19 protein-coding genes, 1 tRNA gene and 1 pseudogene are annotated in these 17,587 nt (G+C 70.4%); 8 read left to right on the plus strand and 13 right to left on the minus strand.

Annotation, left to right across the window (positions count from 1 at the left end; genetic code table 11):
- Positions 1–3: 3 nt before the first annotated feature.
- Together OG299_RS18580 and nth are read right to left on the minus strand one after the other, a co-directional pair.
- Positions 4–801 (minus strand): NUDIX hydrolase, encoded by a 798-nt coding sequence (locus OG299_RS18580; RefSeq protein WP_266626993.1) that lies wholly within the window; start codon positions 799–801, stop codon positions 4–6.
- A 149-nt stretch (positions 802–950) separates the two neighbouring features.
- Positions 951–1,718, minus strand: coding sequence for an endonuclease III (gene nth, locus OG299_RS18585; RefSeq protein WP_389590642.1), 768 nt, complete (start codon positions 1,716–1,718; stop codon positions 951–953).
- Between the two features lie 353 nt (positions 1,719–2,071).
- Between nth and OG299_RS18590 the strand changes: the two genes are divergently transcribed.
- Positions 2,072–2,746 carry a Crp/Fnr family transcriptional regulator gene (locus OG299_RS18590; protein WP_003981529.1) on the plus strand — a complete coding sequence of 225 codons (675 nt, stop codon included), beginning with the start codon at positions 2,072–2,074 and terminating at the stop codon, positions 2,744–2,746.
- Positions 2,747–2,846: 100 nt separating this feature from the next.
- Positions 2,847–3,647 (plus strand): nucleotidyltransferase domain-containing protein, encoded by an 801-nt coding sequence (locus OG299_RS18595; RefSeq protein ID WP_327362040.1) that lies wholly within the window; start codon positions 2,847–2,849, stop codon positions 3,645–3,647.
- Positions 3,648–3,655: 8 nt separating this feature from the next.
- Here OG299_RS18595 and OG299_RS18600 read toward each other — a convergent pair whose 3' ends face one another.
- From OG299_RS18600 to OG299_RS18620, 5 genes are all read right to left on the minus strand, one after another.
- Positions 3,656–3,946, minus strand: coding sequence for a hypothetical protein (locus OG299_RS18600; protein WP_266626997.1), 291 nt, complete (start codon positions 3,944–3,946; stop codon positions 3,656–3,658).
- A complete protein-coding gene (locus tag OG299_RS18605) occupies positions 3,943–4,788 on the minus strand; it encodes an MBL fold metallo-hydrolase (RefSeq protein WP_327362041.1) in 846 nt (281 codons plus the stop codon). The genes OG299_RS18600 and OG299_RS18605 overlap by 4 nt, the downstream gene beginning before the upstream one ends.
- Entirely contained in the window at positions 4,785–5,684 is a 900-nt protein-coding gene (locus OG299_RS18610; protein ID WP_327362042.1) for an NUDIX hydrolase, read from the minus strand. Before OG299_RS18610 ends, OG299_RS18605 begins: the two co-directional genes overlap by 4 nt.
- 150 nt (positions 5,685–5,834) lie before the next feature.
- Positions 5,835–6,308 carry a RidA family protein gene (locus OG299_RS18615; protein ID WP_327362043.1) on the minus strand — a complete coding sequence of 158 codons (474 nt, stop codon included), beginning with the start codon at positions 6,306–6,308 and terminating at the stop codon, positions 5,835–5,837.
- Positions 6,305–6,466 carry a Sp36 family protein gene (locus OG299_RS18620; protein WP_007264966.1) on the minus strand — a complete coding sequence of 54 codons (162 nt, stop codon included), beginning with the start codon at positions 6,464–6,466 and terminating at the stop codon, positions 6,305–6,307. The genes OG299_RS18615 and OG299_RS18620 overlap by 4 nt, the downstream gene beginning before the upstream one ends.
- 72 nt (positions 6,467–6,538) lie before the next feature.
- Between OG299_RS18620 and OG299_RS18625 the strand changes: the two genes are divergently transcribed.
- A complete protein-coding gene (locus OG299_RS18625) occupies positions 6,539–7,519 on the plus strand; it encodes an ATPase BagA (RefSeq protein WP_266627003.1) in 981 nt (326 codons plus the stop codon).
- Between the two features lie 47 nt (positions 7,520–7,566).
- Positions 7,567–8,901 (plus strand): ATPase BagB, encoded by a 1,335-nt coding sequence (locus OG299_RS18630; RefSeq protein ID WP_327364548.1) that lies wholly within the window; start codon positions 7,567–7,569, stop codon positions 8,899–8,901.
- Between the two features lie 63 nt (positions 8,902–8,964).
- On the opposite strand, the gene OG299_RS18635 is transcribed toward OG299_RS18630, so the two are convergent.
- Positions 8,965–9,315: a WhiB family transcriptional regulator gene (locus OG299_RS18635; protein ID WP_030299276.1), complete on the minus strand. Its 351-nt coding sequence runs from the start codon at positions 9,313–9,315 to the stop codon at positions 8,965–8,967.
- 397 nt (positions 9,316–9,712) lie between these two features.
- Between OG299_RS18635 and OG299_RS18640 the strand changes: the two genes are divergently transcribed.
- Positions 9,713–12,013, plus strand: coding sequence for a transglycosylase domain-containing protein (locus tag OG299_RS18640; protein WP_327362044.1), 2,301 nt, complete (start codon positions 9,713–9,715; stop codon positions 12,011–12,013).
- Positions 12,014–12,109: 96 nt separating this feature from the next.
- Here the strand turns inward: OG299_RS18640 and OG299_RS18645 are convergent, their stop codons facing one another.
- Positions 12,110–12,571 (minus strand): GatB/YqeY domain-containing protein, encoded by a 462-nt coding sequence (locus OG299_RS18645; RefSeq protein ID WP_266627006.1) that lies wholly within the window; start codon positions 12,569–12,571, stop codon positions 12,110–12,112.
- A gap of 67 nt (positions 12,572–12,638) precedes the next feature.
- On the opposite strand from OG299_RS18645, the gene OG299_RS18650 reads away from it, so the two are divergent.
- On the plus strand, positions 12,639–13,577 hold the full coding sequence (locus tag OG299_RS18650; RefSeq protein WP_266627007.1) for a metallophosphoesterase: 939 nt from the start codon (positions 12,639–12,641) through the stop codon (positions 13,575–13,577).
- A 164-nt stretch (positions 13,578–13,741) separates the two neighbouring features.
- Positions 13,742–13,815 (plus strand) — tRNA-Pro (locus OG299_RS18655).
- A 77-nt stretch (positions 13,816–13,892) separates the two neighbouring features.
- Here OG299_RS18655 and OG299_RS18660 read toward each other — a convergent pair.
- From OG299_RS18660 to OG299_RS18675, 4 genes and pseudogenes are all read right to left on the minus strand, one after another.
- Positions 13,893–15,060 (minus strand): annotated as a pseudogene (locus tag OG299_RS18660) (site-specific integrase).
- Positions 15,057–15,275 (minus strand): helix-turn-helix domain-containing protein, encoded by a 219-nt coding sequence (locus OG299_RS18665; protein ID WP_327362046.1) that lies wholly within the window; start codon positions 15,273–15,275, stop codon positions 15,057–15,059. Before OG299_RS18665 ends, OG299_RS18660 begins: the two are co-directional and overlap by 4 nt.
- On the minus strand, positions 15,272–16,630 hold the full coding sequence (gene repSA / locus OG299_RS18670) for a replication initiator protein RepSA (protein ID WP_327362047.1): 1,359 nt from the start codon (positions 16,628–16,630) through the stop codon (positions 15,272–15,274). Before repSA ends, OG299_RS18665 begins: the two co-directional genes overlap by 4 nt.
- A gap of 281 nt (positions 16,631–16,911) precedes the next feature.
- On the minus strand, positions 16,912–17,061 hold the full coding sequence (locus tag OG299_RS18675; RefSeq protein ID WP_327362048.1) for a hypothetical protein: 150 nt from the start codon (positions 17,059–17,061) through the stop codon (positions 16,912–16,914).
- A gap of 163 nt (positions 17,062–17,224) precedes the next feature.
- On the opposite strand from OG299_RS18675, the gene OG299_RS18680 reads away from it, so the two are divergent.
- Positions 17,225–17,581, plus strand: a complete 357-nt coding sequence (locus tag OG299_RS18680; RefSeq protein WP_327362049.1) for a GntR family transcriptional regulator — start codon at positions 17,225–17,227, stop codon at positions 17,579–17,581.
- Positions 17,582–17,587: the final 6 nt, after the last annotated feature.

A 17,587-nucleotide genomic window follows, 5' to 3' on the forward strand; every position in this document is an offset into this window, starting at 1 on the left:
GTCTCATGCGTGCCAGTCGAGGGGGACCTGCCTCGATCGGTCCCAGGGGCGCTCCCACCCCGCGAAATGCAGCAGCCGGTCGATCACTCCGGCGGTAAAACCCCAGACCAGAGCCGATTCGACGGTGAAAGCGGGGCCCAGATGGCCGCGCGGATGGACGGCCGTGACCCGATGATCGGGATCCGTGAGATCGGCCACGGGAACCGTGAAGACGCGGGCGGTCTCGGCCGGGTCCACGACGCCGACGGGGCTGGGATCGCGCCACCAGCCGAGCACCGGGGTCACGACGAACTCGCTGACCGGGATGTAGAGCCGCGGCAGGACGCCGAAGAGCTGGACGCCGGCGGGGTCGAGCCCGGTCTCCTCCTCGGCCTCGCGCAGGGCGGCGCGCAGCGGGCCGGTGGTGTGCGGATCGCCGTCCTCCGGATCGAGGGCGCCGCCCGGGAACGAGGGCTGCCCGGGATGCGAGCGCAGGCTCCCGGCGCGCTCCATGAGCAGCAGCTCGGGGCCGCGCGGGCCCTCGCCGAACAGGATCAGCACGGCGGACTGGCGGCCCCGGCCGTCCTCGGGCGGCAGGAAGCGGCTGAGCTGGTGCGGCCGGACCGTCCGCACGGCCTCCACGACGGGATCGAGCCACCCGGGCAGGCCCTGGCTGCTCACGCGCGGGGCGCCGTGGTCCTCGTACGGGTTGCCCCGCGGCGAGGCCTGCGACGCGCCCGGCGGCGTGCCGTGCGGCTTGCCCTGCTGCGGCGGCGCGGCCGCCTGGGCCACGCTGCTCTCGTCCCGCGCTCCGCGCGTCATAGGCACCCCTGCTCCCTGCCGTTGCCGACACCGTCGCCGTCCCGATACGGGGACAACGCAGCCCCGGGCCGGATTCGTTCCTCCGCGGGCCGCTGTGTGGCGGCCCGCGGCCGTGCTGCGTGCTCGTGCTGCTTGCTCGCGCCCCTTGCTCAGGAGGCGGTGGAGGCCGCCTGCCCGCCGCCCAGCGGCAGGGCCGGGAGGCCCGGGTAGTCCGGCGGCGGGCTCAGCCGCTGGCCGGGCTGGCCGCCCTTCTCGTACTTGAGCAGCTTCTTCGCCTTCTCCGGGTCCGTCTCGCCCTCCCCGTACGCCGGGCAGAGCGGGGCGATCGGGCAGGCGCCGCAGGCGGGCTTGCGGGCGTGGCAGATCCGGCGGCCGTGGAAGACGACGCGGTGCGAGAGCATCGTCCACTCGCTCTTCGGGAAGATCGCGCAGATCTCCGCCTCGACCTTCTCCGGATCCTCCTGCTCGGTCCACTTCCAGCGGCGGACCAGCCGGCCGAAGTGGGTGTCCACGGTGATCCCCGGGACGCCGAACGCATTGCCGAGCACCACGTTGGCCGTCTTGCGGCCGACTCCGGGCAGCGTCACGAGGTCCTCGATCCGGCCCGGGACCTCACCGCCGAAGTTGTCCCGCAGTGCCTGCGAGAGGCCGAGGAGGGACCTCGATTTGGCCCGGAAGAACCCGGTCGGCCGGATGAGCTCCTCCAGATCCTCGGGGACGGCCGCGGCCATGTCCTCGGGGGTCGGGTAGGCGGCGAACAGGGCCGGGGTCGTCTGGTTCACGCGCAGGTCGGTGGTCTGGGCGGAGAGGACCGTGGCGACCAGCAATTCGAAGGGATTCCGGAAGTCGAGCTCGGGATGGGCGTACGGGTAGAGCTCGGCCAGCTCGCGGTTGATGCGGCGGGCCCGGCGCACCATCGCCAGGCGCGATTCCGTTTTCTTGGCCGAAGCTTTGCCCTGGGGGCTTGGCGGGGCCTTCCGGGGCTTCCCGGACGCCTTCTCGGGGGCTTGTTCGCCCACAGCTGAATTGAGCCCGCCCGTCACTCCTGCGGACCCCTTGGCCTGTGCTCTCACCGGCTTGTTGGACACCCGGCCAGCCTAAGGCCGGGCGCTGACACCCGCCTGGACCTCAGGTAACACCACTCTGATTGGCCTCTCGCCGCACAGCACGCCCGTACGTCCGGCATCCTTGTGATTGATCGCACTGTTTGAGCCGTCCGGCAAAATGGGGAGCACGGTCCCCTGAGCTGGTCGACATAGGAGAGAGACTCGTGGACGACGTTCTGCGGCGCGCCCCGCTCTTCGCGGCGCTCGATGACGAGCAGGCCGCGGAGCTCCGCGCCTCCATGGGCGAGGTGACCCTCGCACGCGGTGACGCCCTGTTCCACGAGGGCGACCCCGGCGACCGGCTGTATGTCGTGACCGAGGGCAAGGTGAAGCTCCACCGCACCTCCCCCGACGGCCGCGAGAACATGCTGGCCGTCCTCGGCCCCGGCGAGCTGATCGGCGAGCTGTCGCTCTTCGACCCCGGCCCGCGTACCGCCACCGCCACCGCCCTGACCGAGGTCAAGCTGCTGGGCCTCGGCCACGGCGACCTGCAGCCGTGGCTCAACGCCCGGCCCGAGGTCGCGACCGCGCTGCTGCGTGCGGTGGCCCGGCGCCTGCGCAAGACCAACGACCAGATGTCCGACCTGGTCTTCTCCGATGTCCCGGGCCGTGTGGCACGGGCGCTCCTCGACCTGTCGCGCCGGTTCGGCGTGCAGTCGGAGGAGGGCATCCACGTCGTGCACGACCTGACGCAGGAGGAGCTCGCACAGCTCGTCGGCGCCTCGCGCGAGACCGTGAACAAGGCCCTGGCCGACTTCGCGGGCCGCGGCTGGCTCCGCCTGGAGGCTCGCGCGGTCATCCTGCTGGACGTGGAGCGGCTGGCGAAGCGGTCCCGCTGACGCTTTCGGTTTCGTGCGGAGGGGTTCTGCCCGGTCGGGCGGGGCCCCTCCGCCGTTTCCGGCTCCGGCGGGGCCGACGGCTGGATGTGGAGGGTGGGCCATGGAACGCAGAGGGCTGGATGCGTACGGGTACTTCGAGCGCGAGGGCGCGCTCGGCCGGGTGCAGAGCGCCTTCGAGCCGGTCGTCGCCGCCGCGCGCGAGCGGATCGGCGAGGCGTACGGGCAGCGGCTGCACAGTGCGTACCTGTACGGGTCCGTGCCGCGCGGGACGGCCCGCCCGGGGCGCTCCGACCTCGACCTGCTGCTCGCCCTGCACCACGAGGCCGCCGACGAGGACCGGGACACCGCCGAGGTGCTGGCGCGCGGGCTCGACCAGGACTTCGCCGAGATCGACGGCGTCGGCATCCTGCTCTACGGCAAGAACACCCTGCTGAGCGAGCAGGAACGCGACGACCTGGGCTGGTTCCTCGCCTGCCTGTGCACCCCGCTGCTCGGCGCGGACCTGGCCGAGCACCTCCCGCGCTACCGCCCGGACAGCCTGCTCGCCCGTGAGACCAACGGCGACCTGGCCGCCGTACTGCCCCGCTGGCGGGCCAGGCTGGAAGCCGCGTCGACCCCCGCCGAGTACCGCAAGCTCAGCCGGCACTTCTCACGGCACCTGGTGCGCACCGGGTTCACCCTCGTGATGCCCCGGTGGGGCGGCTGGACGAGCGATCTCGCCGAGTCCGCGGAGATCTTCGGGCGCTACTACCCGGAGCGCGCCGCGCAGATGCGGGCCGCGGCCGCGGTGGCGCTGGATCCGGCCGATGACCCGGCCGTGCTGCACACGTACCTGGAAGACCTCGGCCCGTGGCTCGCGGACGAGTACACGGCCCGGCACGGCACCAAGACGCCCCGCTGAAGGCGGGCTCAGACGTCCGTCAGGGCCTCGACCGCCTGCTTCGCCTCGAGCAGGTCCGCCCCGGTGACGCGCCGGTAGACACGGATGGCCTCGATCGTGCGGCCGTCGCGCACCAGCGCCCGTACCTCGTCCAGACCGGCCGGCTCCGGCTCCGCTACGCCCAAGTGGTCCAGGACCAGGCCCAGCCGCCGCTCCAGGCGCTCCGAGCGCCGTTCGAGGGCCTTCATGCGCAGCGTCACCGTCGAGGTGATCCACGCGGCCGTCGCGATGAGTGCGAGCAGCAGGAACAGCGTGGTCATTCAGGGCCTCCCGGGATCAGTCCGTGATCTTGAAGGTACTCGAGCTGCGCGCGTACGGACCATTCCGCGGCCGGCCACAGCGAGCGGTCCACGTCCGCGTAGACCTGGGCGACGACGGCCTCGGGGGTGGCGAATCCGTTCTCCACCGCGGTCTCGACCTGGGCGAGCCGGTGCGCGCGATGGGCCAGGTAGAACTCCACCGCGCCCTGCGCGTCGTCCAGGACCGGTCCGTGCCCCGGGAGCACCGTGCGCACGCCGTCGTCGACCGTCAGCGAGCGCAGCCGGCGCAGCGAGTCCAGGTAGTCCCCGAGGCGGCCGTCGGGGTGCGCGACGACGGTGGTGCCGCGGCCGAGGATCGTGTCGCCGGTCAGGACGGCCCGGTCGGCGGGCAGGTGGAAGCTGAGCGAGTCGGCGGTGTGGCCGGGCGTCGGGACGACGCGCAGCTCCAGGCCTCCGGTCCGGATCACGTTGCCGGCGGCCAGCCCCTCGTCGCCGAGGCGCAGGGCGGGATCCAGTGCGCGGACCTTGGTGCCGGTGAGCTCTGCGAACCGGCCCGCGCCCTCGGCGTGGTCCGGATGGCCGTGGGTGAGCAGGGTCAGGGCGATCCGCTTGCCCGCCTGCTCGGCGGTCTCCACGACCGCGCGCAGGTGGGCCTCGTCGAGGGGGCCGGGATCGATGACGACGGCCAGCTCGGAGCCCGGCTCCGAGACGAGCCAGGTGTTGGTGCCGTCCAGGGTCATCGCCGAGGCGTTGGGGGCCAGGATGTTGACCGCGCGGGCGGTGGCGGGCCCTGAGGTGACGATTCCGCGGGGCTGTCCGGGCAGAGCGGCCGCATTCGTCACGGGGTGCCTCCGGGGCGGACGCGCTTGGTGAACTCGTCGTGGCCCGGCCAGCTGAGCACCAGTTCGCCGTTCTCCAGCGAGGCCTGGGCGAGTACGGGGGTCAGGTCCTGGGCGGCGGCCGCGGTGAGGGCGTCGACCGCGCTCCCGTACGGCTCGAGGGAGCGCAGGGTGGAGATGGTGGGCGGCATCATCAGCAGCTCGCCCTTGTCATAGCCGTCGGCGGCGTCCGCGGGGCGGATCCAGACGGTCCGGTCGGCCTCGGTGGAGGCGTTGCGGGTGCGCTGGCCCTCGGGGAGGGCGGCGACGAAGAACCAGGTGTCGTAGCGGCGGGGCTCGAACTCCGGGGTGATCCAGCGGGCCCAGGCGCCGAGCAGGTCGGAGCGCAGCCGCAGGCCACGGCGGTCGAGGAACTCGGCGAAGGACAGCTCGCGGGCGACGAGGGCCGTACGGTCGGCCTCCCAGTCGTCGCCGGTGGTGTCGCCGACGACGGTGTCGGCGGTCTCGCCGGCGAGCAGGACGCCCGCCTCCTCGAAGGTCTCGCGTACGGCGCCGCAGACGATGGCCTGGGCGGTCCGGGGGTCGGTGGCGAGGCGGGCGGCCCACTCCTCCCGGCTCGGTCCGGCCCAGCCGACCTGGTGGTCCTCGTCGCGGGGGTCCACCCCGCCGCCGGGGTAGGCGTACGCGCCGCCCGCGAAGGCCATGGAGGCCTTGCGGCGCAGCATGTGCACGACGGGGCCGTCGGGGGTGTCGCGGAGCAGCATGACGGTGGCGGCGCGTCTGGGCTCCACCGGGGTGAGGGATCCGTCCATGAGCGCGCGGATCCGGTCGGGCCACTCGGGCGGGTACCACTGGCCCCCGGCGGGAGGCTGCTGCTGACCGTACTGACCATTCGGCATGACGGGATGCTACGGGGATCCGGCCCGATGTTCGAGGCCCACTCCCCTGCCCGAGACCGCGTCCCGCCCGGCCGGGCGCGCAACCGCGTACCGGGAACACGTACGGCCCCGGCCGGGAGCCGGCGGGGGCCGTACGGGACGTCGTACGGGTCAGGCTCCGGGAACGAGCTCCACCTGGATCTCGACCTCGACCGGGGCGTCCAGCGGGAGGACCGCCACGCCGACGGCGCTGCGGGCGTGGACGCCCTTCTCGCCGAGCACCTCGCCCAGCAGCTCGCTCGCACCGTTCAGCACGCCCGGCTGGCCCGTGAAGTCCGGGGCCGAGGCCACGAAACCGACGACCTTCACGACGCGCGCGATCTTGTCGAGGTCGCCGATCACGGACTTCACCGCCGCCAGGGCGTTCAGCGCGCAGACCGCGGCCAGCTCCTTGGCCTGCTCCGGCGACACCTCGGCGCCGACCTTGCCGGTGACCGGCATGCTGCCCTTGACCATCGGGAGCTGCCCCGCGGTGAACACGTACGCGCCCGACCGCACGGCCGGCTGGTACGTGGCCAGCGGGGGGACGACCTCGGGAAGGGTCAGGCCGAGCTCGGCCAGCCTCGCCTCGACAGCGCCGCTCATGCCTTCTCCCGCTTGAGGTAGGCCACGAGCTGCTCGGGGTTGTTGGGGCCCGGCACGACCTGGACGAGCTCCCAGCCGTCCTCGCCCCAGGTGTCCAGGATCTGCTTGGTGGCGTGGACCAGCAGCGGGACCGTCGCGTATTCGAACTTCTTGGTCATGGGGGCGAGCGTATCGCCTGACATGGAGGGCTCATGCGCAGCCCGAGGGGCGAGTGGTTAGGCTCAGACGCTGTGAGCAGGCTCCAGGTGGTCAGCGGCAAGGGCGGAACCGGAAAGACCACGGTCGCCGCGGCACTCGCGCTCGCCCTCGCGCGCGAGGGCAGGCGGACGCTTCTGGTGGAGGTCGAGGGCAGGCAGGGGCTCGCGCAGCTCTTCGGGGCGGAGGCGCTCCCGTACGAGGAGCGGAAGATCGCCGTCGCCTCGGGCGGCGGGGAAGTGTTCGCGCTGGCCATCGACGCCGAGCGGGCCCTGCTGGACTACCTCCAGATGTTCTACAAGCTCGGCTCCGCGGGCCGCGCCCTCAAGAAGCTCGGCGCCATCGACTTCGCGACGACGATCGCGCCCGGGCTGCGGGACGTCCTGCTGACGGGCAAGGCGTGCGAGGCGGTCCGGCGCAAGGACAAGGCCGGCCGGTTCGTCTACGACCACGTGATCATGGATGCCCCGCCGACCGGGCGGATCACCCGCTTCCTGAACGTCAACGACGAGGTGGCGGGGCTGGCCCGGTTCGGGCCGATCCACAACCAGGCGCAGGCCGTCATGAAGGTGCTCAAGTCCCCGGAGACGGCCGTCCACCTGGTCACGCTGCTCGAGGAGATGCCCGTCCAGGAGACCGCGGACGGGATCGCCGAACTCGAGGGCGCCGGACTGCCCGTGGGGCGGGTCGTCGTCAACATGGTGCGGCCGCACCACCTGGACGAGGACGCCCTGCGCGCCGCCGCCGGCGAGCGCCGCGCGGATGTGGCCAAGGCCCTGTCCCGGGCGGGCCTGGGCGGCGCGCGCCGCGGCGGGCTCGCGGAGCGGCTGGTGGACCCGCTGCTCGCGCAGGCCGCCGAGCACGCGAGCCGGGTGGAGCTGGAGCGCGCGCAGCGCACCGTACTGGGGCAGCTGGACGTGCCGACGTACGAACTCCCCCTGCTCGGCGCGGGGATGGATCTGGCCGGGCTGTACGAGCTGGCCTCGGAGCTGCGGAAGCAGGCGGGCGAGGAATGAGCGGGGCCACCACGCGTACGAGCACGGGTACGACCGTGAGCGCGGGCATGAAGGGGGGCATCGGCATGGACACTCCGCCGCGGCTGGCCGTGGACCGGCTGCTGGACGACCCCGGGACGCGGATCATCGTCTGCTGCGGTGCGGGCGGGGTCGGCAAGACGACCACCGCCGCGGCCCTGGGCGTACGGGCGGCGGAGCGCGGGCGGAAGGTGGTCGTGCTGACCATCGACCCGGCGCGGCGGCTCGCCCAGTCGATGGGGATCGACTCGCTGGACAACACCCCGCGCAAGGTGAAGGGGGTCGACGGCGGCGAACTGCACGCCATGATGCTCGACATGAAGCGGACCTTCGACGAGATCGTCGAGGGGCACACGGACGCCGAGCGGGCGGAGGCCATCCTCGCCAATCCCTTCTACCAGTCCCTGTCGGCCGGCTTCGCGGGCACGCAGGAGTACATGGCGATGGAGAAGCTGGGCCAGCTGCGGGCCCGGGACGACTGGGACCTGATCGTCGTGGACACCCCGCCGAGCCGGTCCGCGCTGGACTTCCTCGACGCGCCGAAGCGGCTGGGGTCCTTCCTGGACGGGAAGTTCATCCGGGTGCTGATGGCCCCGGCGAAGGTGGGCGGCCGGGCGGGGATGAAGTTCCTCAACGTCGGCATGTCCCTGATGACCGGCACGCTCAGCAAGCTGATGGGCGCCTCGCTGCTGAAGGACGTGCAGACCTTCGTGGCGGCGATGGACACGATGTTCGGCGGGTTCCGCACCCGCGCGGACGCGACGTTCCGGCTGCTGCAGGCTCCGGGCACGGCCTTCCTGGTGGTCGCGGCGCCCGAGCCGGACGCGCTGCGGGAGGCGGCGTACTTCGTGGAGCGGCTGGCCGCGGAGCAGATGCCGCTGGCCGGGCTCGTACTGAACCGGGTGCACGGCAGCGGTGCCGACCAGCTGTCCGCAGAGCGGGCGTTGGCCGCCGCAGAGAATCTTGAAGAAGGCGGCATTGTCGATCAGGAGTCCGGGAAAGCTGGACTTCGTGACTCGGCCGCGGTGGCCGGCGACCCCACGGACACTCCCGAGAGAGGGACCGAGACCGGCTCCCCCGATGCCGATACCCGTGCCGACGCCCATGCCCACGCAGACTCTGACCCCGAAGCCGACCCCGACGCCGATGCCGACGTGGACGAGATCACCGCAGGACTGCTGCGCCTGCACGCCGAACGGATGCAGGTGATCGCGCGCGAACAGCGCACACGCGATCGCTTCACCTCGCTGCACCCCGAAGTGGCGGTGGCCGAGGTGGCCGCCCTGCCCGGCGATGTGCACGACCTCGCCGGGCTGCGGGCCATCGGAGAGCGACTCGCGGCCGGGGTTCCGGCCGGAGCGTAGGCGTTCGTACGACGAATGCCTCCGGGTGAGGGGGCCGTCGTACGCGGGACCGCGCGGGTGGGTCTACCCGGCTGCCGCGTACGTCTCGTACGGAACGTCGATCTCCGCATCGACATCCACGGTGAGGATGCCTGTACTGCGCTCGTACTCTGTGCGGGCGGTTTCGAGCAGCCGTCGCCACGAGGTGACGGTGGGACGCCGGCGCAGCAATGCGCGACGTTCCCGCTCGGTCATTCCGCCCCACACTCCGAACTCGACACGATTGTCGAGCGCGTCGGCCAGGCACTCGGTCCGCACCGGACATCCGGTGCACACCGCCTTGGCCCTGTTCTGTGCCGCTCCTTGAACGAACAGTTCATCCGGATCGGTAGTGCGGCAGGCTGCCTGCGCACTCCAGTCGGTAACCCAGCCCATCCCGGCGCCGTCCTCTCCCGAATCGAGGCTCCCCCACGGCGGTAGCGGCATATTCACCGCTGCCAGTTGAGGACGTTACGGAAGGCGGGGACAGTGCAACACCCCCGACGGGCCCAATCTTGAATGGTCCGAACGGACTATGGGTAAGCGGCAGATCACCCGACGGAGTGATCCGGCGACATGCCCGACCATTCCGGCAATTCGGGTGGAATCGGCGGACCATGGACGAGCGAACGTCAGAGTGAGGGGCGAGATTCGGACATAAGTCCACCCCATTCGGGAAGGGTGAAAATCAAGCCGAGGGGTTGATGTCGCACCGCACTGCTGTGACAGTTGGGGACAGCTTAGGCCAAGGCATTCGCGCGTGTCCGGTGAATGAGAACGTAGGCTGCCCTCCATGGGTAAGAAGCGCTCGGGCGCCGGGCTCACGGGGCCGCAGCAGGCCGCCAAGTTCCTCGGGGTGTCCGTTCTCTCCGGAGTTGTGCTGGCCGGTATCGCGATCCCGGGCGCAGGCGCCCTGGGGCTCGCCGCCAAGGGCACGGTCGAGGGATTCGATGAGATCCCGGCCAATCTCAAGACACCGCCGCTGAGTCAGCGCACGACGATTCTGGACGCCGAGGGTGGCTTGATCGCCACGGTCTATTCACGGGACCGGCAGGTGGTACCCCTCACGGCCATCTCCCCGTACATGCAGAAGGCGATCGTCGCGATCGAGGACTCGCGTTTCTACGAGCACGGCGCGATCGACGCGAAGGGCATCCTGCGCGCGGTCAACCGCAACGCGCAGGAGGGCGGAGCCGCGCAGGGCGCCTCCACGCTGACGCAGCAGTACGTGAAGAACGTGTTCGTCGAAGAGGCCGGCGACGACGAGACCAAGGTGCGCGAGGCCCAGGAGAAGAGCCTGGGCCGCAAGATCCGCGAGCTGAAGTACTCGATCCAGGTCGAGGAGGAACTCGGGAAGAAGAAGATCCTCGAGAACTACCTCAACATCACTTACTTCGGCCAGCAGGCATACGGAATCGAATCCGCCGCTCAGCGCTACTTCAGCAAGCCGGCCAAGGACCTGACCCTGGACGAGTCGGCGCTGCTGGCGGGCGTCGTGCAGTCGCCGAGCCGGTTCGACCCGGTGAACGACGCGCAGGAGGCGATGAAGCGCCGGAACGTCGTCCTGCAGCGGATGGCCGACATGAAGGACGTCTCGCAGACCGAGGCGGACGAGGCGAAGAAGAAGCCGGTGACGCTGAAGGTGACGCGGCCGAAGAACGGCTGCATCACCGCGGTCAAGGGCGCGGGCTTCTTCTGCGACTACGTGCGCAACACGTTCCTGACCGACCCGGTGTTCGGCAAGACCCGCGAGGAGCGGGCCAAGCTCTGGAACCAGGGCGGCCTGACCGTGCGTACGACGCTGGACCCGCAGTCGCAGGAGTCCGTCAACGAGTCGATCAAGGACCACGTCAACCAGGACGACAAGGTCGCCACGGCCGTCACCCTGGTGCAGCCGGGCACGGGCCGGGTCCTCGCGATGGGCCAGTCCAAGCCGTACGGCTTCGGCAAGAACGAGACGCAGATCAACTTCTCCGTGGACAAGCGGATGGGCGGATCGAACTTCGGCTTCCCGACCGGCTCGACCTTCAAGCCGTTCGTCGCGGCAGCGGCCCTGGAGCGGGGCGTTCCGGCGGGCAAGACGTACCAGTCCCCGCACGACATGGAGTACCCGAGCCCGGTGCAGACCTGCGGCGACAAGCCCTGGGTCAACACCATGCACGACCGGGTGGAGAACGAGTCGGAGTCCGAGGTCGGCCCGTACGGCATGAGGGACGCGATGGCCAAGTCGGTCAACACGTACTTCGTCGAGATGATCTCCGACAACGCGCTCGGGCTCTGCCCCGTGACCGAGATGACCACCAAGCTCGGTGTGATCCCGGCCGACGGCACGAAGCTCCCCGAGGTCCCGGCCATCGCGCTCGGCACCGAGGGCATGTCCCCGCTGACCATGGCGAACGCGTACGCGACCTTCGCCAACCGCGGCGTGTACTGCACCCCCGTCGCCCTGGAGTCCATCACCGACGCGCACGGCAAGGCACTGGCCGTGCCGAAGTCCCAGTGCGACCGCGTGATGGCGGAGAAGACCGCCGACACCGTCAACACGCTGCTGCTCGGCGTGATCGACTCCGGTACCGGTACCGCCGCGGGTCTGACCGACCGGCAGAACGCGGGCAAGACCGGCACCACCGACAGCCGCTACAACGCCTGGTTCGTCGGGTACACGCCGAACATGGCGGGCGCGACGTGGGTCGGCTCGGGCGGCTCGAAGCAGGTGTCGATGGAGAACATCACCATCGGCGGCCAGTACTACGACAAGGTCTACGGCGGCGGGCTGCCCGGCCCGATCTGGAAGCAGGCGGTCTCGGGTGCACTGGAAGGCCGGGAGGCGCCGCCCTTCACCACGGTGACCATCCCGGAGAGCGGGATCCCGGCCGGCGGCGGCCGTCCCAACCCGAATCCGAACCCGAATCCGAACCCGAACAAGCCGGGGAAGCCCGGCAAGCCGGGCGGCGACGGCAAGCCGGGCGGCCGCCCCGGCGGCCAGACGGCAGCCGGTGCCACGGGCGGCGCGACGGGCGGCAACACGCCGACGAACCCGTTCCCGGACATCAGCCTGGAGCCGGGCTTCATCGGCGGCCCGGAGGGCCCGTAGCCGGCACGGACAAGAGAGAGGGGCCCCGCCCGCGCACTGCGCGAGCGGGGCCCCTCTCTCTGCCTATCTGTTCTGCCTATCTGTATATCTACGTATCTACGCGAGGTGCTTCTTGACGGCGGCGGCGACGCGGCCGCCCTCCGCCAGCCCGGCCACCTTCGGGTTCACGATCTTCATGACGGCACCCATGGCCCGCGGCCCCTCGGCACCCGCGGCCTTGGCCTCCTCGACGGCCTGCGCCACGATCGCGCCGAGCTCCTCGTCGCTGAGCTGCTTGGGCAGGTAGGTGTCGAGGAACTCGCCCTCCGCCGTCTCGCGCGCGGCCTGCTCGGGACGACCGCCCTGGGCGAAGGCGTCCGCGGCCTCGCGGCGCTTCTTCGCCTCCTTGGCGATCACCTTGAGGACCTCGTCGTCGGAGAGCACGCGCGCCTCCTTGCCCGCGACCTCCTCCTTGGTGATGGCGGAGAGGGTCAGGCGCAGCGTGGACGAGTGCAGCTCGTCGCGCGCCCTGATGGCGGTGGTGAGGTCTTCCTGGAGCTTGGCCTTGAGCGTGGTCATGACCTGAGTCTGCCAGGTGGAGGGGCGGTGGCGCCCGTCGGTTTACCGGGTCTGAGACGATGGGGCCATGCGTGCGCGTTACGGAGTACCCCTGAAGGTCACCGCCTCGATCGCGGCGGTGGGGGCCGCCGGTGTGGCCTATGCCGCCGGTTTCGAGGCGCGGTCGTTCCGACTGCGCCGGATCACCGTGCCGGTCCTCCCCGCCGGGATGCGCCCGCTGCGCGTACTCCAGGTCTCCGACATCCACATGGTCGGCGGGCAGCACAAGAAGCGCGCCTGGCTCCAGTCGCTGGCCGGCCTGCGCCCGGACTTCGTCGTGAACACGGGCGACAACCTCTCCGACACCGAGGGCGTCCCGGAGGTACTGGACGCCCTGGGCCCGCTGATGTCGTTCCCCGGCGTGTACGTCTTCGGGTCGAACGACTACTACGGGCCGCGGCTGCGCAACCCGGGGCGCTACCTGATCGAGAAGGTCCAGGGGCGGCACGGGCTGAACGGCAACAAGCCGGTCGTCGGCGCCGTGCACAACCCGTGGGAGGAGATGCGGGACGCCTTCGACGCGGCGGGCTGGGTGAACCTCACCAACACGCGCGGGCGCCTGAAACTGCCCGACCTGGAACTGGCCTTCACCGGCCTGGACGACCCGCACATCAAGCGCGACCGCTACGAGCGGGTGGCGGGCGGGCCGGAGGTGGACGCCGACTTCTCGATGGCCGTCGTGCACGCCCCGTACCTGCGCGTCCTCGAGTCCTTCACCGCGGACCGGTACCCGCTGATCCTGGCCGGGCACACGCACGGCGGTCAGCTGTGCATCCCCTTCTACGGGGCGCTCGTCACCAACTGCGACCTGGACACGAAGCGGGTGAAGGGGCTCTCCACGTACGAGGCGGACGGCAAGCGTGCCTACCTCCACGTCTCGGCGGGCTGCGGCACGAACCGCTACACGCCGGTCCGCTTCGCCTGCCCCCCGGAAGCCACCCTCCTGACCCTGACCCCGAAGGCCTGACCACCGCCCGCCCCGGTGACCTGGCCCTTCCCGGCACCGGGCCCGGCCCGGGTCACGGCGGACGGCCCCCGCCGCGCCCCTCGCGAAAACCGGATTTCGTCTCCGGCCAAGGGTCCGCTAAAGTAATCGATGTCGCCAGGACAGCAACGCTGCCAGGCGGCGATCGGGGTGTAGCGCAGCTTGGCAGCGCGCTTCGTTCGGGACGAAGAGGTCGTGGGTTCAAATCCCGCCACCCCGACTTCGTAATAGCAGGTGAGGCACCTACTGAATCAGTAGGTGCCTCACCTGTTTCTGCGTGCGTGTCTATCTGCGTGACTACGGTTTCGCGGCGCTCCGGAAGATGCTGTCCATGACCGTCGCCCCGGTCTGGATCACCGGGCGGATCTGCTTCCGGTAGACAGCCTCGGTCACTGCCGTACCGGAGTGCCCGACGAGCCTGGAGATCTCTTCGAGCGGCACTCCCTTGTCGGACAGCAGCGACACGAAGCTGTGCCGCAGCTCGCGCGGAGTCCACTCTTGCGCGTCGATCCCGTCGGCCCCGTCGATCGCCTGCCGGAAGGCACGCCGGACGTTGGTCGAGTCGAGCTCGGTCCCGACCGCAGACGAGAAGACCAGCCCCTTCTCCGTCCACTGGTCACCGGCGGCGAGGCGATCCCAGCCCTGATCTTCGAAGTGCTTCCAGAGCGCCTCCACGCACCGGGCAGGCAGGGCAATCGTCCGACGCGACTTCTTCGTCTTGGTGTCACCAGTGGCCCGGACCGACCTCCACACCGCAATGTGCGGCGGCACAGGCGGGACCCCGTTCGGCTCCCCCTTCAGGAAGACGTGATCCCAGGTGAGCGCGCGCAGCTCTTCCGTACGAGCCCCGGTGAGGAGGGCGAGCACGATGTACGCGTGAGTTGAGGTGCCTTCGGCGGCCCGGAGCACGGCTTCAGCCTGGACGAGCGTCAGCGCCTTGGACGGCCGGCCGGACTGCCCGCTCGGGATGGAGCAGAGTTCCACGATGTTGCGCTTCACCTTGTCCCGGACCATCGCGCGCTTGACGGCGCGGTTCAGGCACGAGTGCACGGCCTGGAGCGTGCGCGTGCTCAGCGTCTTTGCCTTGGCAGCAAGCCACTTGTCCACGTCTTCACCGCTCAACTCACGCAGCTTGCGAGCGCCCAGCGCGGGGATCACGTGGTTCCGGCAAAGGGACGCGCACGTGTCCACGGTGCCCTGATCCCGGCCGGCCAGCCCGTACAGAAGCCAGTCGTTCACGGCGTCCGCCACGGTGTAGTTCGTCGGCGCAATGGCAAGACCGTCTTCGTGGTCCCGCAGCACCTCTTTGAGCTTGGTCTTCGCCTCGGTTTTGGTCCGGCCGCTGCCCCGCTTCACGATGCGCTTGCCGCTGGGGTCGAAGCCGAGGCTCACGCTGGCGATCCACCGCTGCCGCTTCTCGTCCCAGTGAAAGACCGCCATCCCCGCGGCTTCTACGTTTGGTCACGACCGGGCCACCGCTTCGCGCTCCAGGAGGGCAACGTAGTCGGCGATCGCGGAGGCGGGAACCAAGCGCGTCCGCCCTTCCTTGACCGTCCGAAGGCGGCCCGCACGGATCAGGTCGTAGATGACGCTGCGGCTGATCCCCAGCACCCGGGTGGCGTCGGAGACGCGGTAAAGCACCGGCACAGGGTCCACCCTGCGGAAGGCCATCGTGGTCATCGCTCCCCCTCAGCATCCGTTTGGTCCAGCTCCGCGAGGGCTTCGCGGGCAGTGGTGCGGTTGGTCTTGATGCCTTCGGCGATCGTGGCGGCAAGCCAGGACTCACCAGGCGTATGTCCGTGTCCGGCGTAGGTCCAGTGCGCGAGGACGAGCGTGGAGCCCTCCGAGGAGTCGTCCGGGTCGGCCAGACCGCGTTCGCGACGCTCCTGGGCGGCGCGGAAGTCGGCGCGGACCTGGCGGAGCGCGCCGAGGGTTGTCGAGTAGGCGCGGGACTTGGTGGAGAAGTGGCCCCGGAAACCGAGCATGTGAGACCAGCGCGCAAGCAGCCGGTCCGGGTGGGCAGAATCGAGGGCCCAGCAGGCTTCGATCAGGCGCCGGGTGTGGCCAGGCAGGTGGAGCTTGTCCAGCTCGGCGAGTTCGCCGATGCGGCGGTCGGCGGTGCCGGTGGTCTCGGCAGCCTTGGTCGCGTACTTCGCCACGTAGGAGGCAACCGCCTGCTCGGTCAGATCCTCGTGCCCGAGTCCGCCGATGGGCTGGACATCCACCTGCGTGCCCCATCCGAGGGTTCGGGCAGCGAAGTCGCCGGAAGCCGGGACGCTCAGGGCGACTCGGCCGGCCGCTGCCCGGATCGCATCATCGAGAAGGGCTACCGAAGCCCACGACGGCGGAGCAGTGTCGGGCCCGTCCGGACCGTCAAGGCGCACGACCATGTGGAAGTGGACCGCGCCACGCTTCTGGAACTCTGCGACCTTCCCGAAGGAGACCCGGCAGCAGTCCGCCAGAGCCCTCTGGGACAGGCCCGCGCGGGCGGCGATCTCCCGGCGGAGGTAGATGGTGAAGCGCTGCCAGAGCTGTCCGGCGTAGTTGTTCCAGAGCACGGCGCCCGCGTAGTCGTACCGCTCGGGGTTCAGCGCCGTACCGAGCGCCGGATCCTGCTCGGCATGGGCGGTACCGCAGCGGCACCGGCCGGAGGCAGGGCGGTTGTGTACCGGGCCGAACGACGGGGCCGTCAGCGTGGCGAACACTCGAGGGTGCGAGCGGACCGTGACGGGGACATCCTTGCCCTCATCACCCGTGATCCCGGCACGGATGAGGTGGTAGGTATCTCCCGCGTAGGTCCACGCGCAGGACGGGCAGCGGGAGGCCCGCCGATTGCCGCACGCGATCCGTAACCGGCCCCCAGGCTCGGCAGCAGTCGAGTACGAGTAGAGGACGTCCCCGGTCCGGCGGTCGCGGGTGACGGTCTGGCCTGAGAGGTGGATCGGGTCCGAGCAGCCACCGGTACGACGGATCTGGTCCCGCCAACGGTCGAAGCCCGGGGCGGAAGCAACCCGCAGGAGGTCAGCCAGGGTCAAGGGGTCAGTGCCCGCGCGGCCGCCGCCATGGGCGCGACGGCGGCCGGGGCCACGGGAAAACGGGTCACGCGGCCACCGCCGAAACCATGTCGGTCGTCTCGACCATCGGCCGGTCAGCGCGGGCGCGGGCAGCGGGGCTGATCTCCTTGACGACCCAAAGGGACACCGAGGAGGCCATCCGCTGGGCGAGGTTGAATCGCGGCTCGTCAGCGAACCTCGCGAGATGAGCGGCGGTCTGCCCCGGGGTGGCCCCGTCCGCGATCCAGAGCCGCAGGTATCCGCTAGTGAAGGCGGCCGAGCGCGTCGTCGGACAGGCGGTGGCGGTAGGTGGTGGGCATGTCCGAGGCGTACAGAGCGACAGTCCGTTCCATGTTCGACAGGTCCCGGACCGAGATCTGCGGAGACTGCACGACCTTGAGCGTTGCGGGCATGATGGAAGCTCCCTTCACGGGGACGGGAGCGGCGGACTGCTTGGCGGTAGGGCGCCGCTCCCAACATCTCTAACTTCTCTTGTGTTACCTAGATTAGTAGGGATGTCGAAGAGCACAAGCCCTTTGGGGAGACTTCTTTAGATCACTTAGATAACCTGGGTTTGTGACCGTGAGCCCAGATGATCCCCGCAGCGCCTACGCGCAGGTTGCCGACGACCTTCGGAAGCAGATCGCGATCGGCGCTCTAACGGCCGGCCAGAGGCTCGACGGAAACGCCAAACTGGCCGAGCGGTATGGCGTAGCAGCCATGACCGTTCGGCACGCGTTGGACATCCTTCGCGATGAAGGCTTGATTGTGAGTCAGCAGGGTCGTGGCACGTTCGTGGCCAGCGACCCGCCGAGCGTCGAGGTCGAGCAGGCCGCCACCTTGGCCAGCGAACTTGCCGAGATCAAAGCCGCGTTGGATCTGATCAACTCGCGGCTCGATCGCCTCGAAGGGCACGTTGCCGATCTGCCGTGACCGCTG

The organism is Streptomyces sp. NBC_01296 (assembly GCF_035984415.1).
GTDB lineage: Bacteria > Actinomycetota > Actinomycetes > Streptomycetales > Streptomycetaceae > Streptomyces.